The organism is Pantoea sp. Lu_F5_004 (assembly GCF_051136245.1).
Taxonomy (GTDB): domain Bacteria; phylum Pseudomonadota; class Gammaproteobacteria; order Enterobacterales; family Enterobacteriaceae; genus Pantoea; species Pantoea agglomerans.
Map to the genome: position 1 here is coordinate 3679032 of NZ_CP194946.1, position 24315 is coordinate 3703346.

At 57.7% G+C, this 24315-nt stretch carries 26 protein-coding genes; 11 read left to right on the forward strand and 15 right to left on the reverse strand.

The window, feature by feature from the left end:
• The first annotated feature begins 78 nt into the window (after nt 1–78).
• On the forward strand, nt 79–297 hold the full coding sequence (locus tag ACR8BN_RS17065) for an MbtH family protein (RefSeq protein WP_029519500.1): 219 nt from the start codon (nt 79–81) through the stop codon (nt 295–297).
• Nucleotides 290–4219 carry an enterobactin synthase subunit F gene (locus ACR8BN_RS17070; RefSeq protein ID WP_434747160.1) on the forward strand — a complete coding sequence of 1310 codons (3930 nt, stop codon included), beginning with the start codon at nt 290–292 and terminating at the stop codon, nt 4217–4219. Before ACR8BN_RS17065 ends, ACR8BN_RS17070 begins: the two co-directional genes overlap by 8 nt.
• A 43-nt stretch (nt 4220–4262) precedes the next feature.
• On the opposite strand, the gene ACR8BN_RS17075 is transcribed toward ACR8BN_RS17070, so the two are convergent.
• Genes ACR8BN_RS17075 through fepD form a run of 3 tightly spaced genes read right to left on the reverse strand, consistent with a single transcriptional unit; the run spans nt 4263 to nt 7017 of the window.
• Entirely contained in the window at nt 4263–5054 is a 792-nt protein-coding gene (locus tag ACR8BN_RS17075) for an ATP-binding cassette domain-containing protein (protein WP_434747161.1), read from the reverse strand.
• Nucleotides 5051–6031, reverse strand: coding sequence for an iron-enterobactin ABC transporter permease (gene fepG / locus ACR8BN_RS17080; RefSeq protein WP_434747162.1), 981 nt, complete (start codon nt 6029–6031; stop codon nt 5051–5053). The genes ACR8BN_RS17075 and fepG overlap by 4 nt, the downstream gene beginning before the upstream one ends.
• Nucleotides 6028–7017, reverse strand: coding sequence for a Fe(3+)-siderophore ABC transporter permease (fepD, locus tag ACR8BN_RS17085; RefSeq protein ID WP_083070323.1), 990 nt, complete (start codon nt 7015–7017; stop codon nt 6028–6030). The genes fepG and fepD overlap by 4 nt, the downstream gene beginning before the upstream one ends.
• A 145-nt stretch (nt 7018–7162) precedes the next feature.
• On the opposite strand from fepD, the gene entS reads away from it, so the two are divergent.
• Nucleotides 7163–8407, forward strand: a complete 1245-nt coding sequence (gene entS / locus ACR8BN_RS17090; RefSeq protein ID WP_115764077.1) for an enterobactin transporter EntS — start codon at nt 7163–7165, stop codon at nt 8405–8407.
• Here entS and fepB read toward each other — a convergent pair.
• Entirely contained in the window at nt 8402–9370 is a 969-nt protein-coding gene (gene fepB / locus ACR8BN_RS17095) for a Fe2+-enterobactin ABC transporter substrate-binding protein (RefSeq protein ID WP_434747163.1), read from the reverse strand. The genes entS and fepB overlap by 6 nt on opposite strands.
• A 177-nt stretch (nt 9371–9547) precedes the next feature.
• Between fepB and ACR8BN_RS17100 the strand changes: the two genes are divergently transcribed.
• Genes ACR8BN_RS17100 through ACR8BN_RS17120 form a run of 5 tightly spaced genes read left to right on the forward strand, consistent with a single transcriptional unit; the run spans nt 9548 to nt 14403 of the window.
• A complete protein-coding gene (locus ACR8BN_RS17100) occupies nt 9548–10726 on the forward strand; it encodes an isochorismate synthase (protein WP_434747164.1) in 1179 nt (392 codons plus the stop codon).
• Nucleotides 10727–10736: 10 nt separating this feature from the next.
• Entirely contained in the window at nt 10737–12353 is a 1617-nt protein-coding gene (locus ACR8BN_RS17105; protein ID WP_083070327.1) for a (2,3-dihydroxybenzoyl)adenylate synthase, read from the forward strand.
• 18 nt (nt 12354–12371) lie between these two features.
• Entirely contained in the window at nt 12372–13226 is an 855-nt protein-coding gene (locus tag ACR8BN_RS17110; RefSeq protein ID WP_069025735.1) for an isochorismatase family protein, read from the forward strand.
• Nucleotides 13223–13981, forward strand: a complete 759-nt coding sequence (gene dhbA / locus ACR8BN_RS17115) for a 2,3-dihydro-2,3-dihydroxybenzoate dehydrogenase (RefSeq protein ID WP_069025734.1) — start codon at nt 13223–13225, stop codon at nt 13979–13981. The genes ACR8BN_RS17110 and dhbA overlap by 4 nt, the downstream gene beginning before the upstream one ends.
• 2 nt (nt 13982–13983) lie before the next feature.
• Nucleotides 13984–14403: a hotdog fold thioesterase gene (locus ACR8BN_RS17120; protein ID WP_029519501.1), complete on the forward strand. Its 420-nt coding sequence runs from the start codon at nt 13984–13986 to the stop codon at nt 14401–14403.
• 72 nt (nt 14404–14475) lie between these two features.
• On the opposite strand, the gene cgtA is transcribed toward ACR8BN_RS17120, so the two are convergent.
• From cgtA to rplU, 3 genes are all read right to left on the reverse strand, one after another.
• Nucleotides 14476–15648 (reverse strand): Obg family GTPase CgtA, encoded by a 1173-nt coding sequence (gene cgtA / locus ACR8BN_RS17125; protein ID WP_003851092.1) that lies wholly within the window; start codon nt 15646–15648, stop codon nt 14476–14478.
• A 242-nt stretch (nt 15649–15890) separates the two neighbouring features.
• On the reverse strand, nt 15891–16148 hold the full coding sequence (gene rpmA / locus ACR8BN_RS17130; protein WP_031592019.1) for a 50S ribosomal protein L27: 258 nt from the start codon (nt 16146–16148) through the stop codon (nt 15891–15893).
• 15 nt (nt 16149–16163) lie between these two features.
• On the reverse strand, nt 16164–16475 hold the full coding sequence (rplU, locus tag ACR8BN_RS17135) for a 50S ribosomal protein L21 (protein WP_008925416.1): 312 nt from the start codon (nt 16473–16475) through the stop codon (nt 16164–16166).
• A gap of 257 nt (nt 16476–16732) precedes the next feature.
• On the opposite strand from rplU, the gene ispB reads away from it, so the two are divergent.
• Both ispB and ACR8BN_RS17145 read left to right on the forward strand, forming a co-directional pair.
• Nucleotides 16733–17704 carry an octaprenyl diphosphate synthase gene (gene ispB, locus ACR8BN_RS17140; protein WP_031592018.1) on the forward strand — a complete coding sequence of 324 codons (972 nt, stop codon included), beginning with the start codon at nt 16733–16735 and terminating at the stop codon, nt 17702–17704.
• A gap of 238 nt (nt 17705–17942) precedes the next feature.
• Entirely contained in the window at nt 17943–18227 is a 285-nt protein-coding gene (locus ACR8BN_RS17145) for a helix-turn-helix domain-containing protein (RefSeq protein ID WP_069025732.1), read from the forward strand.
• Nucleotides 18228–18300: 73 nt separating this feature from the next.
• On the opposite strand, the gene murA is transcribed toward ACR8BN_RS17145, so the two are convergent.
• From murA to ACR8BN_RS17185, 8 genes are all read right to left on the reverse strand, one after another.
• Nucleotides 18301–19560, reverse strand: coding sequence for a UDP-N-acetylglucosamine 1-carboxyvinyltransferase (murA, locus tag ACR8BN_RS17150; protein WP_010251868.1), 1260 nt, complete (start codon nt 19558–19560; stop codon nt 18301–18303).
• Between the two features lie 66 nt (nt 19561–19626).
• Entirely contained in the window at nt 19627–19884 is a 258-nt protein-coding gene (ibaG, locus tag ACR8BN_RS17155) for a BolA family iron metabolism protein IbaG (protein ID WP_010251880.1), read from the reverse strand.
• Between the two features lie 113 nt (nt 19885–19997).
• Nucleotides 19998–20303, reverse strand: a complete 306-nt coding sequence (mlaB, locus tag ACR8BN_RS17160) for a lipid asymmetry maintenance protein MlaB (RefSeq protein ID WP_031592014.1) — start codon at nt 20301–20303, stop codon at nt 19998–20000.
• Entirely contained in the window at nt 20303–20938 is a 636-nt protein-coding gene (gene mlaC / locus ACR8BN_RS17165; RefSeq protein WP_010251887.1) for a phospholipid-binding protein MlaC, read from the reverse strand. The genes mlaB and mlaC overlap by 1 nt, the downstream gene beginning before the upstream one ends.
• A gap of 15 nt (nt 20939–20953) precedes the next feature.
• On the reverse strand, nt 20954–21499 hold the full coding sequence (gene mlaD, locus ACR8BN_RS17170) for an outer membrane lipid asymmetry maintenance protein MlaD (protein WP_064704999.1): 546 nt from the start codon (nt 21497–21499) through the stop codon (nt 20954–20956).
• Between the two features lie 4 nt (nt 21500–21503).
• The gene (mlaE, locus tag ACR8BN_RS17175) at nt 21504–22286 is read right to left on the reverse strand and encodes a lipid asymmetry maintenance ABC transporter permease subunit MlaE (protein ID WP_010251894.1); all 783 of its coding nucleotides are present in this window, start codon (nt 22284–22286) and stop codon (nt 21504–21506) included.
• A gap of 4 nt (nt 22287–22290) precedes the next feature.
• Complete coding sequence (gene mlaF / locus ACR8BN_RS17180) at nt 22291–23106, reverse strand: phospholipid ABC transporter ATP-binding protein MlaF (protein ID WP_031592011.1); 816 nt, start codon at nt 23104–23106, stop codon at nt 22291–22293.
• A complete protein-coding gene (locus ACR8BN_RS17185) occupies nt 23078–23335 on the reverse strand; it encodes a hypothetical protein (RefSeq protein ID WP_124889623.1) in 258 nt (85 codons plus the stop codon). The genes mlaF and ACR8BN_RS17185 overlap by 29 nt, the downstream gene beginning before the upstream one ends.
• Here ACR8BN_RS17185 and ACR8BN_RS17190 point away from each other — a divergent pair.
• Nucleotides 23334–24314, forward strand: coding sequence for a calcium/sodium antiporter (locus tag ACR8BN_RS17190; RefSeq protein WP_434747165.1), 981 nt, complete (start codon nt 23334–23336; stop codon nt 24312–24314). The two genes, ACR8BN_RS17185 and ACR8BN_RS17190, sit on opposite strands and share 2 nt — an antisense overlap.
• Nucleotide 24315: the final 1 nt, after the last annotated feature.

Below are 24315 nucleotides of genomic sequence, written 5' to 3' on the forward strand. Positions count from 1 at the left end.
TCTGCGCGCCACTGAAAGATATCGGATATGCAGGACAGCGGCGTTAGCGCGCCCGGTGACTGCGGACAGGAGACCGACATGCAACAACTTAACCCTTTCGACGATCCGCAACAGGATTGTCAGGTACTGAAGAACGATCAGCAGCAGTACAGCCTATGGCCCGCCTTTTGTGCGGTTCCGGCAGGATGGCAGCCGGTGTTTGGCCCCGGACCACAGGCTGACTGTCTGAGCTGGCTGAATGAAAACTGGCACGATATCCGTCCGGTTATGACGCAGGACAGAGGCGAAAATGTCTGAGATCACCCTCAACCCGCAGACAGAACAAAAAACGCTGCCACTGGTGGCCGCTCAGCCCGGAATCTGGATCGCTGACCAGCTATCGCCCTATTCCAATGCTTACGCCGTGGCGCATTTTGTCGAACTGCGCGGTGCGCTGAACAGCGCGCTGTTATCACGGGCCATAATTGCTGGCATGCAGGAAGCGGACACACTGAATATGGCCTTTGGCGAGCTGGAGGGTGAACCGCTACAGTGGCCTGAACCCCAGGCTTTCCGCGAGCCTGAGGTGATCGATCTGCGCGACGCCGCCGATCCGGAGGCCGCAGCACGTGCGCTGATGCAGCAGGATATGACCGGCGATCTGCGGGTGCTGAGCGGCGCGCCGCTCTACCATCACAGCCTGTTTCGGCTGGATGAGGATCACTGGTACTGGTATCAGCGATACCATCATCTGGTGGTTGATGGTTTTAGTTTCACCGCCCTGACCCGCCGTATCGCCAATCTCTACAGCGCCTGGCAGCGCGGCGACACGCCGGAGCCAAGCCCGTTCGTGCCGTTCAGCGACGTCGTTGATGAATATCAGCGCTATCAGAAATCTTCGGGCTGGCAGCGCGATCGCCAGTTCTGGCTGGAGAAAGGGGCGCAGTTACCTGCGCCCGCCTCGTTGTCCGCTCTGCCGCTGGCCGGTCAGAGCGCCAGTACCGACCTGCTGCGCCACACGTTTGCCGTGGATCGCGACACGTTTCAGGCTTTGCTGACGCACACCGGGCAGCACAACCTCAGCGTCGCGGATACCGCCTTTGCGCTGGTGGCCTTATGGCTGGCGCGCCTCACCGGTCAGCATGCGTTCGCCGCCGGTTTCATCTTTATGCGCCGTATCGGCTCGGCCGCGCTTTGCGCCACCGGTCCGGTGATTAACGTGCTGCCAATGGCGGTGCATTACGATCCGGCACAGCCGCTGACGGCACTGGCCGGGCGTCTGGCGGGTGAAGTCAAAAAAATGCGTCGTCATCAGCGTTACGATGCTGAACAGGTGCAGCGCGATCTGGGTCGCTCCGGTGACAGCGATCCGCTCTATGGGCCGGTAATCAACCTGAAGATGTTTGATTACCAGCTCGATTTCGCTGGCATCAAAGGCGTAACCCATCAACTGGCGTCAGGACCGGTACGCGATCTGGAGATTGCTATCTACCTCAGCGAACAGGGCGACCTGACCCTGGAGTTACTGGCTAATGCACAGCGTTACAGCGACACAACGCTGAAGCAACACGCCAGCCGCTTTGGCCTGCTGCTTCAGCAGCTTGCCGTCCGGCCAGCCAGTGCCTGTGGCGAGCTGGATATGCTGATGCCGGAAGAGCATCAGCAGCTCGCGGCGATCAACCAGACCGCAGTAATGCTGCCCGCAGAAACCCTGAGTAGCCTGCTGCTTCGTCAGGCACAGCGTTCGCCGCGCGCTCCGGCACTGGCAGATGAGGGGCATCAGCTTAATTATCAACAGATGCAGCAGCAGGTCGCCGCACTGGGGCAGCAGTTGATTGCGCAGGGAGTAACTCAGGGTGATATCGTCGCCGTAGCGCTGCCGCGTTCAGTCTTTTTATCGCTGGCGCTGCAGGCGATCGTCAGCGTGGGTGCAACCTGGCTACCGCTCGATACCGGCTATCCGGACGATCGGCTACAGATGATGCTGGAAGATGCCGCGCCGAAAACGCTGATCACCTGCCGTGAACTGGCCGATCGGCTGGCGGCACTCTCACCCGTCGCGCCACTGTTTTACGACGCGCTGTTAACACCCGTTGATAGCGTACTGATGCAGGCCCCATGCCCACAGGATGGCGCATACATCATCTATACCTCCGGCTCGACCGGCCGGCCAAAAGGGGTGCTGGTCAGTCATGAGGCGATCATCAACCGTCTGTTATGGATGCAGGATCGCTATCCGCTCGGCAGCGATGATGTGGTGTTGCAGAAAACCCCGAGCAGTTTTGATGTTTCGGTATGGGAGTTCTTCTGGCCGCTCATCGTCGGCGCACAGCTGGTGATGGCACCGCCCGATGCTCATCGCGACCCGGACGCGCTGCAGCAGCTGTTTGCCCGCTACCGCGTGACCACCACCCATTTTGTCCCGTCGATGCTGGCTGCTTTTGTCGCTTCGCTGCAGGAAGATGACGCGATAGCGCGCTGCGCCACCCTGCGCCGGGTTTTCTGTAGCGGCGAAGCGCTGCCCGCAGAGCTATCGCGCCAGTGGCAGGCACTGACCCGGGTCCCCTTGCATAATCTTTATGGCCCGACCGAAGCGGCGGTTGATGTCAGCTACTATCCGGCCTTTGGCCCGGAGCTGGCGGCCGTCGAAGGGGCCAGCGTGCCGATTGGCTTCCCGGTCTGGAACACCGGCTTACGGATTCTGGATGCGCGTCTGCAGCCGGTGCCACCGGGCGTGGCTGGCGATCTCTATCTGACCGGCGTGCAGCTGGCGCATGGCTATCTTGATCGTCCCGACCTCACTGCCAGCCGGTTTGTCGCCGATCCGTGGGGTCACGGCTCCCGGATGTACCGCACCGGTGATGTGGCGCGCTGGCTGCCGGATGGTGCGGTGGAGTATCTGGGCCGCAGCGACGATCAGCTAAAAATTCGCGGGCAGCGTATCGAGCTGAACGAGATCGACCACGCCATGGCTGCGCTACCTGGCATTGAGCAGGCCGTCACACATGCGGTGGTGCTGGGAAGCAGCAGCGATCAGCAGGGCGATGCCCGCCAGCTGGTCGGCTATGTGGTGGCTGATGGCCCGATCGATACCGACGCAATACGTCAGACTCTGGCCTCACAGTTACCGGCGCATATGGTGCCGGTGGCGATTGTTCAGCTGGCGGCGTTACCGCTCAGCAGCAACGGTAAGCTGGATCGCAAAGCGCTGCCGCTGCCGCAAACGCAGGCAGCACTGGCTGGTCGCGCGCCGCATCCCGGACTCGAAACGACACTGGCACAGGCGTTTGCCAGGCTGCTGGAGTGCGAACCGGTAAGCGCCCAGGATGATTTCTTCTCGCTGGGCGGCCACTCCCTGCTGGCAATGCGGCTGGCAGCACAGCTGCGCCGGACGCTGAATCAGCCGGTGTCGGTGGGCCAGATCATGGTGGCATCCACGGTAGAAAAGCTGGCAGCACTGCTCTGCAGCGAGCCAGCGGATGTGGCTCGTGCCGGATTTGAAGCGGTATTACCCTTGCGACGCGGCACTGGCCCGACGCTGTTCTGCTTCCATCCCGCCTCCGGTTTTGCCTGGCAGTTCAGCGTGTTGCAGCGCTATCTGGATGCACGCTGGTCGCTACTTGGCATTCAGTCACCCGACATCACCAGCCCGCTGAACCAGGCGCAGCACCTTGACGCGGTGTGTGAGGCGCATCTGGCGACGGTGCGTCAGCAGCAGCCACAGGGGCCATACTATTTCCTGGGCTACTCGCTGGGCGGCACGCTGGCGCAGGGTATCGCCGCGCGGCTGGAGGCCGAAGGTGAAACCGTTGCCTTCCTCGGACTGCTGGATACCTGGCCACCGGAGACGCAGAACTGGGATGAACGGCGCGGCGAAAATGTGCTGGATCCGGCGGTGCTGGAAGAGGTTAATCGTGAGCGCGAGCAGTTTATCGCTGCGCAGCGGCGGCAGGCCGGTGAAGGAATGGAGGCACTGTTTACTACCATTGAAGCCAACTACGCCAGTTCGGTGCGCCTGCTGGCAACAGCGCGCAGTGCTCGCTTCAGCGGACACGCAACCCTGTTCCTGGCGGAACAGACGCAGCAGCCCGGTCAGGATGCGCGCCGCGCCTGGGCGCCCTATGTCGGCGAGCTGACTATCTGGCCGCTGGACTGTGCGCACGTCGAGATCATCTCACCGCGCATGTTCGAACAGATTGGGCCACGACTGCAGCAGTGCCTGGCGTCGCTGAATCCCTGAGCCGTTCTGACTTTGCGCTTTCTCCACCCGAAGAAAGCGCAGGTCAGCCTCTTCCCAGCGGCACAATCATCGGCGTACCGGCCACCGGATCGTTAATGATGATGCAGCGCAGGCCGTAGATCGCTTCTATCAGTTCCGGCGTGACGATCTCCGCCGGTTTCCCTTCGACAATGATTTTCCCGTCTCGCATCGCAATCAGGTGGCTGGCATAGCGGCACGCCTGATTGAGATCGTGCAGCACCACCACCAGCGTACGACCATGCTGCTGATTGAGATCCTGCATTAATTCCAGCAACTCAATCTGATGGGCGATGTCGAGCCAGGTGGTCGGTTCATCCAGCAGCAACAGTGGCGTCTGCTGAGCCAGCACCATCGCAATCCACACCCGCTGCCGCTGGCCGCCAGAGAGCGTATCAACCTGCTGCTGCGCTAAGTCTGCCACGCCGGTAGCCTGCATTGCCTGCTGAACAGCAGTCTCATCGTCCTGTCGCCAGCGACCAAACAACGACTGGTGCGGATAACGCCCGCGCGCGACCAGTTCGCTGACGCTGATGCCCGCTGGCGCATTCGAGCTTTGCGGTAGCAGCCCCAGCCGACGCGCCACCTCTTTGGTAGCGTAGTGAGCAATCGCATTGCCATCCAGCAGCACCTGGCCTTTCAGGGGCGAGACCAGACGGCTTAAGGTACGCAGCAGCGTCGACTTTCCGCAGGCGTTGGGGCCAATAATAACGGTCAGTTCACCGTCGGGGATCGCGACGGTGAGATTCTCCGCCACGATTTTTTTGTCATACCCCAGCGTCAGCGCGTCGCCCTGCAAACGTGTTTTCACTGTCATTGGCGTCGCGCCTCCCGTACCAGTAGAGCAATCAGATAGAGTCCGCCCAGGCTAACCGTGATGACGCCAACCGGCAGCTGATAAGGCAGGAAAAAGTGCTGCGCGGCGTAATCCGCGGCGGTTAACAGCAGCGCGCCGCATAAGGCAGCCAGCGGCAGCGCGCCTTTGATACCGCCACACAACCGACGAGCAATCTGCGGTGCCAGCAGCGCAATAAAGGAGATGGGACCGACCAGCGCGGTAGAGGCGGCGGTGAGGATCACGCCCGTCAGCATCAGCAAAATGCGGCTGCGTTCAACCGGTACGCCCAGCGCGCAGGCAGTGTCGTCACCCATCTCCAGCAGACGCATGCGCCGGGCCAGCATGCTTGTCGCCAGCAGCGCCAGCAGCAGCACCGTAATCACCGGCGTCGTTTTCGCCCAGGTAATGCCGTTGAGTGAACCGGCGCTCCAGAGCCCGGCGCTCAGTGCCGCCTCCAGTGAGGCGCTGATAATCAGCCAGCTGTTCAGCGCCATCAGCAGCGCCCGCACGCTGATGCCCACAATGATCAGACGAAAGGTCTCCACGCCGTTGCGCCAGCTGAACAGCCAGACCACGCCCGCGGTGAGCAGTCCGCCAAGCAGTGCCGCCAGCGTCATGCCCTCCATGTTTTGCTGGAACAGCACCAGCGCCACCAGCACGCCGCTGTAAGCGCCGGTATTGAAACCCAGAATATCAGGGCTGCCCAGCGGGTTGCGCAGCAGCGACTGAAAAATTGCCCCGCTGACGCCCAGTGCCGCACCAATCAGCAACGCCATCATGACGCGCGGCAGTCGCCACTCCAGCACAATCAGCTGAATATTGCGCGCCGCCTCGCCGTTGATAAGGGCCCACAACTGGCTGGCGGAGAGCGGTAAGGTGCCGCGCGTAATGCTCAGAAAGGCCAGCACCCCGCAGGCCATCAGCAGCATCAGCGCATTAATCATCACCCGTTTCATAGCTGCCCTCTTCCCGACTTGCGGCGCACCAGCACAATCAGCATAGGCGCGCCCAGTATGGCCGTGACAATCGACACGCGCAGTTCACCCGGTACCAGCAGCCGTCCCAGAATATCGGCGGCCAGCAGCAAACAGGGGGTGATAAGAAGGGTTCCGGGCAGCATCCAGCGATGATCGTTACCCAGCAGCCAGCGGGACAGATGTGGCGTCATTAAGCCGACAAAAGCGATGGGGCCGACAGCAGCTGTCGCCGCCCCACTCAGCAGCGCAATAGCCAGTAATCCCACCAACTGGGTACGCATCACCCGGGTACCCAGCGCGGTCGCCATATCACCGCCCATACTCAGGCTGTTGAGCGAACGCGCCAGCAGCAGCGCCAGCAGGCTACCGGCGACTACCGCCGGAAAGGTGGTGCGCAGAATGGCAAAATTGCGGATATCCAGCGAGCCGCTGTGCCAGAAACGCAGATGATCGTAGATGTCAGGATTGAGCAGCGATAAACCAGAGGTTAACCCCTCCAGCACCGCGCCCAGCGCCACGCCTGCCAGCGTCAGACGCACCGGGTTAACGCGGCCACCGCCCAGCGCGCCGGTCAGCGCCACCAGCAGGGAGGCCAGCAGTGCGCCCGTAAAGGCAAAGCCAAGCCAGTCAGCGGGGGAATCTGCGCCAGACAGGGCGATGCCCAGCACCACCGCAAAGCCCGCACCGGCGTTGATACCGAGAATGCCGGGATCGGCCAGCGGATTGCGCGTCAGGCTCTGCATCAGCGCGCCCGCCAGACCTAAACTGATCCCGGCCAGCAGACCCGCCAGGGTGCGCGGCAGTCGGGCATCGCGCACGATGACACAATCGACGCGGTTACAGTCGCTGAATAAGGCCTGCGTGACATCATGAAAGGGGATAGATTTGGCGCCCAGCATCAGGCTGAGCGCGAGAAGCAACAAAAGCAGCATCCCTGAACCTGCTATTGCACGAAGTTGACGCATAACGTTTAAACCTTCACCGATTCATTGAGATCGCAGCACGAGTCATTATGATAATGATACTTGTTATCGTTATTAGTGATTTTTTGTATGTTACCATGACTCCCGGACTCAATGATGAGGAAAATGGGTGCAAAAAAGCGACGTTATGAACAAACCCTCCCACTTTATCGATCTCAGCCTGCTGAGAACCCACCCCGCCTTTCGCGCCATTTTTATCGCCCGCTTTATCTCCATTGTCGCCCTCGGCATGCTGGCGGTGGCGGTACCGGTTCAGATTCAGCAACTGACGCAGTCGCCGCTGCTGGTGGGTCTGGCGGTGACGCTGGCCGGTGCCGGCATGTTTATCGGCCTGCTGACTGGCGGCGTGCTGGCGGATCGCTATGAGCGCCGACGTCTGATCCTGTTTGCCCGATCCACCTGTGGCCTGGGCTTTGTCGCCTTATGCATCAATGCCCTGCTCCCTTCGCCGTCGGTGATCGCCGTCTTTGTGCTGGGACTGTGGGATGGTTTTTTCGGCGCGATAGGCGTCACCGCGCTGCTGGCGGCAACTCCGGCGCTGGTCGGGCGTGAAAATCTGATGAAAGCAGGTGCGATTACCATGCTGACGGTGCGCTTTGGCGCGATTCTCTCCCCGGCCATTGCCGGACTGGTCATCGCGCAGGGCGGTGTGGCGTGGAACTACGGACTGGCGGCGTTCGGCACGTTGCTGACGGTGTTAACCCTGCTGCGATTGCCGCGGCTTGCGCCACCGCCGCAGCCGCGTGAACATCCGCTGAAAGCACTGGCCAGCGGCGTGCAATTCCTGTTTGCCAGCCCGATTGTTGGCATGGCGGCGCTGGTCGGCGCGCTGGTGACGTTAGCCAGCGCAGTGCGCGTGCTCTATCCGGCGCTGGCGCCACACTGGCAGGTCGGCGTGACGGAGTTAGGGCTGATGTATGCCGCTGTTCCGCTGGGTGCTGCCACAGGTGCGCTCACCAGCGGACGGCTGGCACAGTCACCACAGCCGGGCCGCCTGATTCTGGCGAGTGCTATTGCTGCTTTCGTCGCACTGGCTCTGTTCAGCCTGATGCCGTGGTTCAGCGCCAGTCTGGTCTGCCTCGCGGCCTTTGGCTATTTCAGTGCCATCAACAGCCTGGTGCAGTACGCGATGATCCAGACGCTGACGCCTGATGCGCTGCTCGGCAGGATCAACAGCCTCTGGACAGCGCAGAATGTCACCGGCGATGCGATAGGTGCAGCGATGATTGGCGCGATGGGTTCACTGCTGTTGCCGCAGCAGGCGGCCAGCCTGTCTGGTCTGGCAGCCACCGTGCTGGGCATCATCATGTGGCTGCTGATGGCGCGTCTGCGTCGCTATCAACCGCCTGCACCGGCGGAAACGGGATCATGATTTCACGAACAGCGTCTCCAGCCGCGTCAGCAAATTGCTGGCGCTGTAGTAGTCGAGCCGGAAGCTATCCAGCCCCAGCGCATAGACCGCTTTGGCGCGCACCGCTGGGGTCTGTGCCAGGAAAGGGTTGCTCATCACCTGTGCGGCGGTGGGCTCTTCAGCGGCAAACAGCAGATATGATTGACCATTAAGGCCTGCCGCCAGATTTTCTCCTGACAGTTGCAGGATATCTTTACGCTGTCCCATGCTGTGACCAGACTGAAGAGTGGCCGGCGGCGTCGCCAGAGTGAAGCCCAGTTGCTGCAGTAATTTCCCCTGCGCCGACGCATCCGTCCATAGATTGACTGCCCGGCCATCCCCGTTCCACACCATCGCTGAAACCGGCTGCGGCGGCAGGGTCAGCTTCGCTTTCAGAGCCTTTTCTCGCGCATCAAACTCAGCTTTCCGGGCGGCAGCTTCCGCTTCATGCCCGGTCGCCTCGCCCAGCAACGTCACCAGTTGCTGCCAGCTTTTATCGTCGTAATTCACCACCAGCACCGGCGCAATCGCCGCGAGTTGATCGACAAGTTTGAGCGCCGAATCATTCCCGGTGGCGCTGACCACAATCAGGTCTGGCGCTTCAGCAGCAATCGCTTCTGCACTGGGCTCACCAATGTAGAGACGTTTTACGCCGCGCTGTTTGGCCACTTCGCCCCACTGACGGAAGAATCCCTGCTTATCAGCCAGCCGACTGCCGGGTGCAGTTGCGCCACTGGCGACGACCGGCGCATCAATCGCCAGCAGCGAGCCTGTCAGGGTAACGCTGGTCGAAACAATACGCATAGGTGCCTGGGTCAGCGTGATATTGCCTGTTGCCCCGGCGACAGTCCGCGGCCAGCCGGTCTGGGCAGCAGCGGTAACGCTGAACAGGCTGATACTCAGGAAAAACAGCGCTATCGCCGATGTGACACCATGTTTACTCATAGATTTTCGTCCACTTTTACCCGCAAAAAGAGAGAGACCATTTGTGCTGATTTAACCGGCCATGCCAGCTGAATCGCCGCGTAATTATTGACACTTTCGGCTAATCAACGTAGGTTACTGGCCCACAATACAAATGATAATCATTATTAGTTATCTTATCATTTATAGGTGGAAATTATGGTGGAATCGCTGGCATTTGAACATCCCTTGTTGCAGGATTTCCCGGCACTCTGCCGTGGCTTTCTGTTTACCTCTCCCTGGCAAAGCCTGACCACACAGGGCTGTTTTACTACCCTTACCGCGCCGGTGAAGCAGGGTGAGCAGCTGACAGGGGAGTTTCAGCAGCAACTACAGCACCATTTTGCTTCAGCCAGAAAACAGGGCATTGCCCATCCCATTCTGGTGGGTGCAATCCCCTTCGACGTGGATCAGCCCGCTGCGCTGTTTATCCCTGAGTCGTATCAGACCTTTAACCGTGACGACCTCAACGCCAGTGCCTCTCTGGCTGAGGCTGAACTGCCGCAGGTGCGTCGCCGCACGGCGGTGCCGGAACATGACATTTTCATCGACATGGTTGCGCAGGCAGTGGCGACCACGCAGCGCGGCGATCTGGATAAAGTGGTGTTGTCGCGGCTGATGGATATCGTGGCGGAACAGCCGGTTGATACGGCCGCCCTGATGCAGCGCATCGTGGCGCAGAACCCTAACAGCTATCACTTTCATCTGCCGCTGCCCGATGGCGGCGCGCTGGTTGGCGCCAGCCCGGAACTGATGATTCGTAAGCAGGGCCGCCAGTTCAGCTCCTGTCCGCTGGCCGGTTCAGCGCCGCGTCATCGCGATCCGCAGCATGACCAGGCCTCTGGCGACAGCCTGATGCACTCAGCAAAAGATCGTCATGAGCATAAGCTGGTCACGGATGCGATGCGTGCGACGCTGCAGCCGCGCAGCCGCCTGCTGTCGGTCCCCGAGACACCTTCACTGCTGACCACCGCAACATTGTGGCATCTCGCTACGCAGATTCAGGGTGACGTGCTGGACGATCGCGAAAATGCGCTGTCACTGGCCTGTCTGCTGCATCCGACACCGGCCCTCAGCGGCTTCCCGCATCAGCGTGCTCAGGCGCTGATTCAGCGACTGGAGCCATTTGAACGTCAGCTGTTTGGCGGCATCGTCGGCTGGTGTGACGATCAGGGCAATGGCGAATGGGTCGTCACCATTCGCTGCGGTACGGTGAATGGCCCGCGGGTGCGGCTGTTTGCGGGCGCAGGCATCGTAGCGGACTCACAACCTGAATCAGAATGGCGTGAAACCGGCGTCAAACTCGACACCATGCTTCGCGCTTTTGGACTGCAATAAAGGAACCTGTATGACGATTTCCTACAGCCGCTGGCCGGACGATCTGGCCGCACGTTACCGTGAAAAAGGCTACTGGCTCGATCTGCCGATGACCGACATCCTGGAACGTCATCGCGACAGCGAGAGCGTGGCGGTGATTGATGGCGAACGACAATTTACCTATCGCCAGCTGGCGGCGCTGAGTGACAACCTGGCCGCGGCATTGCAGCGTCGCGGCCTGAAGTCAGGCGATACGGCGCTGGTGCAGCTTGGCAACGTGGCGGAATTTTACCTGACGCTGTTTGCCCTGTTCAAAATCGGCGTCGCCCCGGTTAACGCCCTGTTCAGCCATCAGCGCACCGAACTGGCCGCCTATGCCAGTCAGATCTCGCCGAGCCTGTTAATTGCCGATCGCAGCCACGCTCTGTTCGCCGATGATGCGTTTATTGCGCAACTTCGCCGCGATCAGCGTTCACTCCAACAGGTGATCCTGCGTAATGACGCTCAGACGGAAAACAGCCTCGACGCCCTGCTGGCTGAATCCGCGGGCAACTTCATCGCAACCCCGACCGCAGGCGATGAAGTCGCCTTTTTCCAGCTGTCGGGAGGCAGTACCGGTACACCGAAACTGATCCCACGCACCCATAATGATTACTACTACAGCATCCGTGAGAGTGACGTTATCTGCGGTGTTACCGCCGACACCCGCTACCTGATCGCCCTGCCCGCCGCGCATAACTTCCCGATGAGTTCGCCGGGCGCGCTGGGTGTTTTTTACGCGGGCGGACAGGTGATCTTAGCCGCCGATCCCAGCGCAACGCTCTGCTTCCCGCTGATTGAAAAGCATCAGGTCACCGATACCGGCCTGGTTCCGCCCGCTGCCAGTCTCTGGCTGCAGGCGATTCAGGAATGGGGCAGCAATGCCGCGCTGGCCTCGCTGCAACGCATTCAGGTCGGTGGCGCAAAGCTGGGCGAAACGCTGGCCGCGCGCATCCAGAACGAGATCGGCTGCACCCTTCAGCAGGTATTTGGTATGGCGGAAGGTCTGGTGAACTACACCCGACTGGATGACGATGAGCAGACCATTCTCACCACGCAGGGACGCCCGATCTCCCCGGATGACGAGGTGTGGGTCGCCGACGATCAGGGTAACCCATTGCCAGCAGGCTCCATCGGTCGACTGATGACCCGTGGTCCTTATACCTTCCGTGGCTACTACAACAGCCCGGAACATAACGCCGCCAGCTTCGATGACCAGGGCTTTTACTGCTCTGGCGATCTGATTGAGATCACGCCCTCTGGCAACATCATCGTGCAGGGCCGGGAGAAAGATCAGATCAACCGGGGCGGCGAAAAGATCGCAGCCGAAGAGATCGAAAACCTGCTGCAGCGCCATGCGGATGTGATCCACGCTGCGCTGGTCTCCATGAGCGACGAGCTGATGGGTGAAAAAAGCTGTGCCTTTATCGTTACCCGTCAGCCGGTTAAACCGGTGGTGCTGCGTCGTCACCTGCGTGAACTTGGCGTCGCAGAATTTAAGCTGCCCGACCGTATTACCTGCGTAGATGCCCTGCCGCTGACCGCGGTCGGAAAGGTGGACAAAAAACGTCTGCGCCAACAACTTGCCGATCAACAAGCGCAAGCCTGATCTGTCCGGAGATTTTCAATGGCTATTCCACAACTGACCTCTTATCCGCTGCCAGCCGCCACCGAGTTGCCCAACAACAAAGTGAAATGGATGCTGGAGCCGGACCGTGCCGCCCTGCTGATCCACGATATGCAGCGCTATTTTCTCAACTTCTGGGGCGAAAATAGCCCGCTGGTTGAGCAGGTAGTCGACAATATTGCCCGGCTGCGTCGCTACTGCAAAGCGCAGGGCATTCCGGTGTTTTACACCGCTCAGCCAAACGCGCAGAGCGATGAAGATCGTGCGCTGCTCAACGACATGTGGGGACCGGGACTGAATAAACATCCCGATCAGCAGAAGATCGTGGATGCGCTGGCACCTGATGAGGACGATCAGGTCCTGACCAAATGGCGCTACAGTGCATTTCACCGCTCGCCGCTGGAGTCGATCCTGCAGGAGATGGGCCGCGATCAGCTGATTATCACCGGCGTCTATGCTCATATTGGCTGCCTGACTACGGCCACCGATGCGTTTATGCGCAATATTCAGCCGTTTATGGTGGCCGATGCGCTGGCTGACTTCAGCCGTGAGGAACATATGATGGCGCTGACCTACACCGCGGGCCGTAGCGGAAAAGTGGTGATGACCGCCGATCTGATGCCTGTGCCACTCAGCAAAGATGATCTGCGCGCGTTGATCCTGCCGCTGCTGGAAGATGATGATGCGCCGGAAGATGATGAAAACCTGATTGATTACGGTCTGGATTCAGTACGCGTGATGGCGCTGGCGGCACGCTGGCGTCAGGTACATCGTGATATCGATTTCGTCAGCCTGGCGAAAAATCCGAGCATTGATGGCTGGTGGGCGCTGCTGGCGCGGGAGCCGGCGAAATGAGCCACACATTCGACTTCAGCGGTAAAATCGTCTGGGTAACCGGTGCCGGCCAGGGCATCGGCTATCATACTGCGTTAGCCTTTCATCAGGCTGGCGCACAGGTCGAGGCTTTTGATCAACGTTTCAAGGGCCATGATTACCCGTTTCCCTGCCACACGATGGATGTGGCCGATCCGGCGCAGGTCAAAACGATCTGCCAGCGCGTATTGGCCGCGCAGCCGCGCATTGATGTGCTGGTCAACGCAGCCGGTATCTTACGGATTGGTGCCACCGATGAGCTGTCGTTTACCGACTGGCAGGCGTGTCTTAACGTCAATGCGGGCGGCGCGTTTAATCTGTTCCAGCAGACATTGCCACGCTTTCGCGAACAGCGCGCCGGTGCCATCGTCACCGTCGCGTCTAATTCGGCTCATGCCCCGCGTATTGGCATGTCCGCTTATGGCGCTTCAAAAGCGGCGCTGCGCAGTCTCTGTCAGACCGTGGGTCTGGAGATGGCCCCCTATGGCGTGCGCTGCAACATCGTTTCACCCGGTTCTACCGACACCGATATGCAGCGCAGCCTGTGGCACACACCGACGGGTGAGCAGGAGATGATTGCCGGCTTCCCGGATCAGTTCAAGCTGGGTATCCCGCTGGGCAAGATCGCGCAGCCGCAGGAAATTGCGGCCACTGTACTGTTTCTCGCGTCGGATCTTGCCAGTCATGTGACGCTGCAGGATATTGTGGTTGATGGTGGCGCAACCCTGGGAGCCTGATGATGACAGCGATCTGGAAGCGATCCATTGATCTTCCCGCCCTGAATGCGCTGGGTGAGAACTCTCTGGTGGCCCATCTGGGTATCGTTTTTACCCTGATAGGTGATGATTATCTGGAAGCGACGATGCCGGTCGATGCCCGTACGCAACAGCCGTTCGGGCTGCTGCATGGCGGTGCGTCCGTGGTGCTGGCGGAGTCGATGGGCTCAATTGCCGGATATCTGGCGGTTGAAGAAGGCAGCAGCGTGGTTGGCGTAGAAGTGAATGCCAGCCATCATCGTGCGGTTTCTGCCGGTCTGGTGCGGGGAATTTGCCGTCCACTGCATCTGGGTAAACGCAGTCAGAGCTGGCAGATTGAGATTCGGAACGGTCGGGATCAGCTGTGCTGCAGTGCGCGACTGAGTGTGGCGGTGATGAGCTAGCTGCAGAAAGAACAATGCCCCCTTTCAGGCCTGAAAGGGGGCATTGCATATCACGCTATAGCAGGCGATCGGTTAACGCTGATAGATAATTTCAACGCCTTCGTCGTCTTCATCATCCCAGTCGTCATCCCACTCTTCATCTTCCACTTCAACCGTGTTTTCAATGGTTTCTTTGTGGTAATCGTCCCACATGAACTCCACTTTCTCCGGCTGCTTCTCTTCAAGCTCCGCTTCTTTCGGGTTAGCGTTGATGAAGCTCATCACGTCCCAGCAGAGTTCGTTGACACCGGTACGGCTTGCGGCAGAAATCAGGTAATACTTATCTTCCCAGCCCAGCGCTTCAGCCACCGCTTTAGCCCGTGACTGCGCCTCTTCTTCACTGATCAGATCAATTTTGTTGAAGACCAGCCAGCGTGGCTTGTTGAACAGCTTCTCGCTGTACTTTTCCAGCTCGCCGAGAATGATGCGGGCATTTTCAACCGGATCGCTTTCATCGATGGGATCGATGTCAATCAGGTGCAGCAACACGCGGCAGCGCTCAAGGTGCTTCAGGAAGCGAATGCCCAGGCCTGCGCCATCGGCTGCGCCTTCAATCAGGCCAGGGATATCGGCCACGACGAAGCTCTGCTCGCTGTCCATACGAACCACGCCCAGGCTCGGCACCAGCGTGGTAAACGGATAGTCCGCCACTTTTGGCTTCGCTGCCGATACGGCACGGATAAAGGTCGATTTACCGGCATTCGGTAAGCCCAGCATCCCGACATCTGCCAGCAGCATCAGCTCCAGCTGCAGGTCGCGCTTTTCGCCCGGGGTACCCATGGTTTTCTGGCGCGGACTGCGGTTTACAGATGATTTAAAGCGGGTGTTGCCCAGGCCATGCCAGCCACCTTTGCCGACCATCAGTTTCTGGCCGTGACGCGTCATGTCACCCAGTGTCTCGCCGGTACCCTGATCGATAACCCGGGTGCCGACCGGCACTTTAACTTCGATATCTTTACCGCGTTTACCGGTACAGTCGCGGCTCTGGCCGTTCTGCCCACGCTCGGCGCGGAAAGATTTTTCGAAACGATAATCGATAAGGGTATTGAGGTTTTCATCAGCGATCAGATAAACGTCACCGCCGTCACCGCCATCACCCCCGTCAGGGCCGCCTCTCGGGATATATTTCTCGCGGCGGAAGCTTACGCAACCATTACCGCCATCACCGGCGACGACCAAAATTGTCGCTTCATCTACAAACTTCATTTTCTATCTCCGTCACACAATCGCCTGCAGCACTCTGCAGACGGGTCCGCCAGGGTCTTCTGCGCTGACCAGCGGCGGATAAATCAGGATTGGCTTTCGCCAGTGCGTACATAAAGTGTACAGCAAACTTTTGTGATGCGTCGCTTTTACCGCAACAGAGCGCAGAATGTAAAAAGCCCCGCAGGAGCTGCGGGGCCTTTAATTCGTGCGTTCAGACGTTAAACGTCTGCGTCACGACAACCTTACTCAGCAACGATGCTGATGTATTTACGGTTGTTCGGACCTTTAATTTCGAACTGTACTTTGCCGTCTGCGGTAGCAAACAGGGTGTGGTCACGACCACAACCTACATTGGTACCGGCGTGGAATTTGGTGCCACGCTGACGAACGATGATGCTACCTGCCAGAACAGATTCGCCACCGAAACGTTTTACACCCAGACGTTTTGCATTGGAGTCACGACCATTTCGAGTCGAACCACCAGCCTTTTTATGTGCCATTTGTCAGATCTCCTCTTATGCCGTGATACCAGTGATTTTCACATCAGTGAACCACTGGCGATGGCCTGCTTGCTTACGGTAGTGCTTACGACGACGAAACTTAACGATCTTAATTTTCTCGCCACGACCGTGAGCAACAACTTCTGCCTTGATCATTCCGCCTGAAACCAGTGGCGCGCCGATTTTCACGTCTTCGCCATTAGCAATCATCAGAACCTGGTCAAACTCAATCGTTTCACCGGTTGCGATGTCCAGCTTTTCCAGGCGAACGGTCTGACCTTCGCTTACTCGGTGTTGTTTACCACCACTTTGGAAAACCGCGTACATATAAAACTCCGCTTCTGCGCTTGCCTTTTAGTTCATCAGGCGGCGCGCTAAATATTCACAATAGGGCGCGAATTCTACGCAAAACTCCAGAAGAAGACAAGAGCACTTTGCACACTCTTGCAGAAAAAAAACACAGGCTGAATGCAACCGTTTCTCAGGCAGAAAATTCAAGTACAATCAGTAACAGATTACCTGAACGCTGGCTGGGTAAAAGCACTTACCATGGCAGAGATAACGAGTCATAGCTGAAAAGACGAATGAACTTAGAACAGATTAATGAATTAACCGCACAGGATATGGCTGCCGTTAACCAGACCATCCTCGACCAGCTGAATTCAGATGTCTCGCTCATCAACCAGTTGGGCTACTACATCATCAGTGGTGGGGGCAAGCGTATCCGTCCCATGATTGCCGTGCTATCCGCACGTGCCATGGGCTACAAGGGCGATCTGCACGTGACCAATGCGGCGCTGATCGAATTTATCCACACCGCCACGCTGCTGCATGACGATGTCGTGGATGAATCCGATATGCGTCGTGGCAAAGCGACCGCGAACGCGGCGTTTGGCAATGCGGCAAGCGTGCTGGTCGGTGATTTTATTTACACCCGCGCCTTCCAGATGATGACCAGCATGGGTTCGCTGCGTATCCTGGCGCTGATGTCAGAAGCGGTAAACGTGATTGCTGAGGGCGAAGTCCTGCAGCTGATGAACGTCAACGATCCCGACATCACCGAAGAGAGCTACATGCGCGTGATTTACAGCAAGACCGCGCGCCTGTTTGAAGCGGCCTCGCAGGCCTCGGCGATACTGGCTGAAGCCACACCTGAAGAGGAAAAAGCGCTACAGGATTATGGGCGCTATCTGGGCACCGCTTTCCAGTTAATTGACGATTTACTGGATTACAGTGCTGACGGCGAGACGCTGGGCAAAAATACCGGCGATGACCTGAGTGAAGGCAAACCCACGCTGCCACTGCTGCATGCTATGCAGCACGGCTCACCTGAACAGGCGAAGATGATTCGTGAAGCCATTGAGCAGGGAAATGGCCGCCATCTGCTGGAACCGGTACTGGAAGCGATGAATCAGTGTGGTTCACTCGAATGGACGCGCAGCCGTGCCGAACAGGAAGCGGATAAAGCGATTGATGCCTTGCGCATTCTGCCCGAATCGCCGTGGCGCAGTGCGCTGGAGTCGCTGGCGCACATGTCAGTTCAGCGCGATTTCTGATCCCTCACGGAGCCTGACAGGCTCCGTTTTTACGTTCCTGCTCTCACTTCTTTTTGTTACCTCTTAGCTGTTGCACTCCTTTTGCATGCCACCCCACAGATCAGATGCTGGATCCAAATATTACTGGAAACTAATGGGAACTATTTGCTATAAAAACCCTAATCTTTCCAGATAACGGTAAAAAGGAAAGCTCACGTCCTGCTGGACGACGCAATGACAGGGAAAAGGAGAACAGGATATGCAAAAAAGGATGGAAGACTGGCACCCGGCTGACATTATCGCGGCGCTGCATAAGCGTGGAATGACACTGGCGGCGCTGTCACGCGCAGCAGGTCTCAGTTCATCAACGCTGGCTAATGCGCTGACACGTCCATGGCCCAAGGGCGAATGGTTGATCGCCGACGCGCTCAAGGTTCATCCGTGTGAGATCTGGCCCAGCCGCTATTACGATCCCGAGACCCACTGCCTGCTGGATCGCAGGAAACGTATCCGGACGCCCGTCGATCACTCCGATAACGCCTGAAAACTCAGGCGATCCTCAGGCGAAAAAAAACCAGCCCCCAAAGGAGGCTGGTTTTTTCAGAGCATCTGCGGGATTACTCTTCGCTGACGCGCTCAATGTTGGCGCCCATTGCTTTCAGTTTATCTTCGATGTGCTCATAGCCACGATCGATGTGATAAATGCGATCAACGAACGTCGTTCCTTCCGCAATACAACCAGCCAGAACCAGGCTGGCAGACGCACGCAAATCGGTCGCCATCACCTGCGCACCTGACAGGGTTTCAACCCCATGACAGATCGCCGTGTTGCTCTCAATCTCAGCATGTCCGCCCATACGAATCAGTTCCGGGATATGCATGAAACGGTTTTCGAAGATGGTTTCGGTAATCACGCCCGTGCCTTCCGCGACCATGTTTAACAGAGTGAACTGCGCCTGCATATCGGTCGGGAAACCTGGATGCGGTGCAGTGCGCACGTTGACCGCTTTTGGCCGCTTGCCGTGCATATCCAGACTGATCCAGTCTTCACCGGTTTCGATATCGGCACCCGCATCACGCAGCTTGGCCAGCACAGCATCCAGCGTATCCGGCTGGGTTTTGTGACACATCACTTTGCCACCCGAAATGGCGGCAGCCACCAGGAAGGTACCGGTTTCGATACGGTCTGGCAGGACACGATAAACACCGCCACCCAGACGCTCTACGCCTTCGATGGTGATTTTATCGCTGCCTGCACCGCTGATTCTTGCGCCCAGGGTGTTCAGGAAATTGGCGGTATCGACAATTTCCGGCTCACGCGCCGCATTCTCAATCACGGTAGTACCGGTCGCCAGCGTCGCAGCACTCATGATGGTCACGGTCGCGCCGACGCTGATTTTGTCCATGACAATCAGTGCGCCCTTCAGGCGGCCATTGACTGACGCTTTCACGTAGCCCTCTTCCAGCTTGATCTCGGCACCCAGCTGTTCAAGACCGGTGATGTGCAGATCGACCGGACGCGCGCCGATAGCGCAGCCACCCGGCAGGGAAACCTGACCCTGACCAAAACGCGCTACCAGCGGGCCCAGCGCCCAGATTGAGGCACGCATGGTTTTGACCAGATCGTAAGGCGCACAAAATACATCTACCGCGCTGGCATCGACATGCACAGAACCGTTGCGTTCCACCTTCGCACCCAGCTGGCTCAGCAGCTTCATGGTGGTATCAATGTCGCGCAGCTTTGGCACATTCTGGATCTCGACCGGCTCTTCAGCCAGCAGCGCAGCAAACAGAATAGGAAGCGCGGCGTTCTTTGCCCCGGAAATGGTTACTTCACCACTTAAGCGGGTGGGGCCTTGCACACGAAATTTGTCCATTAACACGGCTCTCAATTAACTAGCTAAAGATTGGACTCGCCAGCGACGAGTTCACCACGCTGGGGATCAGAAACCGTTGAGTTTACGGTCACGCGCCCATTCAGCGGGAGTATAGGTTTTGATAGAGACAGCATGAATGCGGTTATCCGCGATGAATTCCATCAGCGGCGCGTAGACAGCCTGCTGCTTTTTCACGCGGCTCAGTTCGCCAAACAGTTCGCCTACGGCGATCACCTGAAAATGGCTGCCATCATTGCTCATCACATGCACTTCGTCTAAAGGCAATGCTGCCATCAGCACGGCCTGAATTTCACTGTTTTCCATTGGGCTTAACTTCACTTAATAATAATAAGGCTGACATAGTAGAGGAAAGCGGCTGACTCTTAAATACGCAAAAGCCCCTGTTGAAAACAGGGGCTTAGCATAACAACCGGATATCAGGCGCTTTTATCCGCAGAAACAATAATCTGTTGCAGATTGTAAAGCGTTATCAGCGAATGCAGTTTATCGCTGATGCCCGTAAAGCGAGGGGTAATACCCTGTGCTCGTGCGATTTCCCGCAGGTGCACCAGCAGGGCAAGCCCGGAAGAGTCCACACGCTCCAGCGCCGCAACGTCGATGGTATCGACATCTTTAATCAGCGTCTCACGTTGCTGCCACAGGCCCATCAGCGTGTCGCGATCCAGTTCGCCTTTCAGTAATAGCGTGCTGGCTTCCCGCTCCCAGCGTAACGATTCGTGCATTATTGTTGTTTATCCAGCGTGATTGGCTGTGCCGCAGAAGATTTCAGCTGCGCCGTCAGACCATCAATACCTTTGGTACGTAACAGATCGCTCCACTCATTTTGTTTGGTGGTGATCATGCTTACGCCTTCAGCGATCATGTCATACGCCTGCCAGTTACCGCTCTGGCTGTTTTTACGCCACTGGAAGTCGAGGCGAACCGGTGGACGACCATTTGGGTCGATAATGGAAACGCGAATAGCGACAATCTGGGCATCGCCTAACGGCTGCTCAGGTTGAATCTGGTAGCTCTGTCCGTTGTACAGTGCCAGTGCCTGACCATAAGCCTGCGCCAGATAGTCACCAAAGGCGCTGAAGTAGGCTTCACGCTGAGCGGGGGTCGAATCACGATAGTAGCGGCCCAGCACTAACGCGCCCGCATATTTGATCTGCACATAGGGCAGCAGCTCCTGACGCACAATCTGACGCAGGTAGTTAGGGTCCTGCTTGATTTTCGGCTGCTCGTTTTTCAGACGGGTGAACGTCTTTTGCGCCGCTTCATTCATCAGTTTGTAGGGGTTGCTCTGATCGGCTGCGGTTGCCGTCAGCGGTACCGCAACCACCAGCATGGCAATCATCAGTAAACGTTTAAACATGGTATACCCTCTTCTTTAAGGTTGAGCCGGTGCCGCAGGCGCAGCACTGTCGCCTTCCTGCGCATCCTTGTTTTCACTGTTTTGTTTATTATCGCCGCTCTTATAAAGGAACTGACCGATCAGGTCTTCGAGCACCATGGCGGATTTCGTATCGCGCAGCGTATCGCCATCTTTCAGCATCGCCGAACCCAGTTCAGGATCGTCAAATCCTAAGTTGAGCGCCAGGAATTGCTCACCCAGCAGTCCCTGAGTGCGAACCGCCAGCGAGCTGGTGTCTGAAATTTTATTCGCATACTGATCGCTGATGTCCATGGTGACACGCGGCAGCAGCGTTTTCGGCTCTAACTCAATGTTGGTCACCCGGCCAATCACCACCCCGCCAATCTTGACCGGCGAACTGGCTTTAAGACCGCCAATATTGTCAAAGGTGGCGTAGAGCTTCCACGTCGGCTCGGTGCCCATCGACTTTAAATCGGCGACGCGCAGCGCGAGAAACAGCGCCGCCAGTAACGCCATAATCATAAATATGCCAACCCAGATTTCGCTTTTTTTGCTTTGCATTGCATCAATTCCCAAACATCAGTGCTGTCAGCACAAAATCCAATCCGAGCACCGCCAGTGACGCGTGCACCACAGTGCGCGTCGTCGCGCGACTGATCCCTTCAGAGGTTGGAATCGCATCATAGCCGTTAAACAGCGCAATCCACGTCACGGTAATGGCAAATACTGCACTTTTAATCAGGCAGTTAACCACATCGGCACGAAAATCGACGGCATTCTGCATCGCCGACCAGAAGAAACCAGGATCAATCCCTTTCCAGCTCACCCCGACCAGCGCCCCACCGGCAATCCCTACCGCGGTAAAAATCAGCGTCAGTAAGGGCATACTGATAAAACCGGCCCAGAAGCGCGGCGAGACCACCCGGCGCAACGGGTCAACCGCCATCATCTCCATGCTGGAGAGCTGTTCGGTGGCTTTCATCAGGCCGATTTCGGCGGTCAGCGCAGACCCTGCCCGTCCGGCGAACAGCAGCGCGGTTACAACCGGCCCCAGTTCGCGCAGCAATGACAACGCCACCAGCATACCGAGGCTGGTTTCCGCCCCATACGTGTTTAAGACCAGATAACCCTGGAGGCCAAGCACCATGCCGATAAACAGACCGGAAACCACGATGATCAGCAGCGACAGCACGCCGACGCTATAAAGTTGTTTAATCAGTAGCGGCGTGTGTCTGCGGAACGCTGGCTTGCCCACCAGCGCATGAAAGAGCATGAGTCCTGCGCGTCCAAAACTGGCGCACGTTTCAATTCCCTGACGTCCAAATGTCGCCAGCGCCTTCAACACCATCAGTTTAGTTACTCCCTGAGCCGGTTAAATCAGCGAGATAGTCGCCGGCAGGAAAACGGAAGGGAACCGGACCATCCGCATCGCCATCAATAAACTGGCGAACGCGCGGGTCATTGTTCTCTCGCAACTCCGGCGTGGTGCCGTGTGCGATAATTTTTTGTCCGGCCACGATATAGGCATAGTCCGCAATACTCAGTACTTCCGGTACGTCGTGCGAGACCACAATACAGGTCAGGCCCAGAGCATGGTTCAGTTCATCAATGAGTTTTACCAGCACACCCATCGTGATCGGATCCTGACCGACGAAAGGCTCATCAAACATGATCAGTTCCGGCTCCAGCGCGATAGCGCGCGCCAGGGCCACACGACGCGCCATTCCGCCCGACAGCTCCGCGGGCTTCAGCTGGGCCGCGCCACGCAGACCCACCGCTTCCAGCTTCATCAGCACTGTGCTGTGCAGCAGCGGAGGAGGCAGACGGGTATGTTCACGCAGCGGCCAGGCAACATTTTCATAGACCGTCAGGTCAGTAAACAGCGCGCCAGACTGGAACAGCATGCTCATTTTTTTGCGCGCTTCGTACAATTTAGTGCGAGACAATGACGGAATGTTTTCACCACGGAAAAAGATTTCACCGCTGGTCGGCTGAAGTTGCCCCCCAATCAAGCGTAGCAGCGTGGTTTTTCCTATCCCCGACGGCCCCATTATCGCCGTCACTTTGCCTTTCGGCACGGTCAGCGAAATGTCATCGAAGATGGTGCGATCTCCGCGCGAAAAACTCACGCCACGAACCTCAACCAGATTCGATTGCTGCTGGATCATTATAACCTCTTGTAAGGATCGGGCGTAAACATGGGGTACGATGGTAGCCTGTTCGGTCCTGATTCACGATAGCTTTACAGAAACTTACCGCTAAGATTTGGCGAAAATGGTCATTAAATTTACTTTTGCCGTCCGGACGGTCAAAATCAGCGCCTGTCTCGCCAAACAGAACCTTAAACCGGTCGGGAAAGGCATTGCCGGCCTGGGTTTTTACGCAAGGATTTTTCATGTTCGTAGCTTCTGCACTGCTGATTATCGGTTTGCTTTTACTGGCATATGGTGCCGATCGTCTGGTGTTTAGCGCCTCTATATTGTGTCGATCATTTGGCATCCCGCCACTGATTATTGGCATGACCGTTGTCAGCATCGGCACCTCGCTGCCAGAGATGATCCTCTCCTTTTCCGCCGCGCAGCATGGCCAGATGGATCTTGCTGTTGGCACCGCGCTCGGCTCGAATATTACCAATATTTTACTCATCCTGGGTGCCGCTGCGCTCATGCACCCGCTTAGCGTCCATTCTAATCTGATACGCCGTGAACTGCCGTTAATGTTGCTGGTTACCCTGCTCAGCGGTTTCATGCTGTTTGACAATCAGCTTAGTCGACTGGATGGAATAGGCCTGATCGCTATTGCCGCGATTTATCTGATGGTAGTGATTCGCATTGCGCGTAAAGCAGAACGGGATAACAACGACACCCTGACCCGCGAGCAGCTGGCCGAATTGCCACGCGAGGAGAGCGGAAATACGGTGGCCTTTCTCTGGCTGGCCGTCGCGCTGATTATCCTGCCGATGTCGACACGAATGGTGATCGACAATGCCACGGCGTTTGCCGACTATTTTGGCGTCAGCGAACTGGTGATGGGCCTGACGCTGATCGCCGTGGGCACCAGCCTGCCCGAGCTGGCAACGGTTATTGCCGGTGCGCTGAAAGGCGAAGATGATATCGCGATCGGCAATCTGATCGGCGCCAACATTTATAATATTGCCATTGTGCTGGGTCTGCCGGCGCTGATTCACCCTGGCAGTGTCGATTATCACGCCTTCGCCCGTGATTACTGGGTGATGCTGGGAGTCAGCGTGCTGTTTGCCCTGCTCTGCCTGCTACGTCGCCGCCGCGTTGGCCGTACGGCAGGCTTATTTTTACTCTGTAGTTTCTTCGTCTGGGTGACGCTGCTGTGGATGCAGCCGGCATTCATGGACGGCTAAC

Coding starts and splice junctions, on each gene's coding strand:
- ACR8BN_RS17065 (WP_029519500.1), top strand. CDS start 79: ATGCAACAACTTAACCCTTTCGACGATCCGCAACAGGATTGTCAGGTA.
- ACR8BN_RS17070 (WP_434747160.1), top strand. CDS start 290: ATGTCTGAGATCACCCTCAACCCGCAGACAGAACAAAAAACGCTGCCA.
- ACR8BN_RS17075 (WP_434747161.1), bottom strand. CDS start 5,054: ATGACAGTGAAAACACGTTTGCAGGGCGACGCGCTGACGCTGGGGTAT.
- fepG (WP_434747162.1), bottom strand. CDS start 6,031: ATGAAACGGGTGATGATTAATGCGCTGATGCTGCTGATGGCCTGCGGG.
- fepD (WP_083070323.1), bottom strand. CDS start 7,017: ATGCGTCAACTTCGTGCAATAGCAGGTTCAGGGATGCTGCTTTTGTTG.
- entS (WP_115764077.1), top strand. CDS start 7,163: ATGAACAAACCCTCCCACTTTATCGATCTCAGCCTGCTGAGAACCCAC.
- fepB (WP_434747163.1), bottom strand. CDS start 9,370: ATGAGTAAACATGGTGTCACATCGGCGATAGCGCTGTTTTTCCTGAGT.
- ACR8BN_RS17100 (WP_434747164.1), top strand. CDS start 9,548: ATGGTGGAATCGCTGGCATTTGAACATCCCTTGTTGCAGGATTTCCCG.
- ACR8BN_RS17105 (WP_083070327.1), top strand. CDS start 10,737: ATGACGATTTCCTACAGCCGCTGGCCGGACGATCTGGCCGCACGTTAC.
- ACR8BN_RS17110 (WP_069025735.1), top strand. CDS start 12,372: ATGGCTATTCCACAACTGACCTCTTATCCGCTGCCAGCCGCCACCGAG.
- dhbA (WP_069025734.1), top strand. CDS start 13,223: ATGAGCCACACATTCGACTTCAGCGGTAAAATCGTCTGGGTAACCGGT.
- ACR8BN_RS17120 (WP_029519501.1), top strand. CDS start 13,984: ATGACAGCGATCTGGAAGCGATCCATTGATCTTCCCGCCCTGAATGCG.
- cgtA (WP_003851092.1), bottom strand. CDS start 15,648: ATGAAGTTTGTAGATGAAGCGACAATTTTGGTCGTCGCCGGTGATGGC.
- rpmA (WP_031592019.1), bottom strand. CDS start 16,148: ATGGCACATAAAAAGGCTGGTGGTTCGACTCGAAATGGTCGTGACTCC.
- rplU (WP_008925416.1), bottom strand. CDS start 16,475: ATGTACGCGGTTTTCCAAAGTGGTGGTAAACAACACCGAGTAAGCGAA.
- ispB (WP_031592018.1), top strand. CDS start 16,733: ATGAACTTAGAACAGATTAATGAATTAACCGCACAGGATATGGCTGCC.
- ACR8BN_RS17145 (WP_069025732.1), top strand. CDS start 17,943: ATGCAAAAAAGGATGGAAGACTGGCACCCGGCTGACATTATCGCGGCG.
- murA (WP_010251868.1), bottom strand. CDS start 19,560: ATGGACAAATTTCGTGTGCAAGGCCCCACCCGCTTAAGTGGTGAAGTA.
- ibaG (WP_010251880.1), bottom strand. CDS start 19,884: ATGGAAAACAGTGAAATTCAGGCCGTGCTGATGGCAGCATTGCCTTTA.
- mlaB (WP_031592014.1), bottom strand. CDS start 20,303: ATGCACGAATCGTTACGCTGGGAGCGGGAAGCCAGCACGCTATTACTG.
- mlaC (WP_010251887.1), bottom strand. CDS start 20,938: ATGTTTAAACGTTTACTGATGATTGCCATGCTGGTGGTTGCGGTACCG.
- mlaD (WP_064704999.1), bottom strand. CDS start 21,499: ATGCAAAGCAAAAAAAGCGAAATCTGGGTTGGCATATTTATGATTATG.
- mlaE (WP_010251894.1), bottom strand. CDS start 22,286: ATGGTGTTGAAGGCGCTGGCGACATTTGGACGTCAGGGAATTGAAACG.
- mlaF (WP_031592011.1), bottom strand. CDS start 23,106: ATGATCCAGCAGCAATCGAATCTGGTTGAGGTTCGTGGCGTGAGTTTT.
- ACR8BN_RS17190 (WP_434747165.1), top strand. CDS start 23,334: ATGTTCGTAGCTTCTGCACTGCTGATTATCGGTTTGCTTTTACTGGCA.
- ACR8BN_RS17185 (WP_124889623.1), bottom strand. CDS start 23,335: ATGAAAAATCCTTGCGTAAAAACCCAGGCCGGCAATGCCTTTCCCGAC.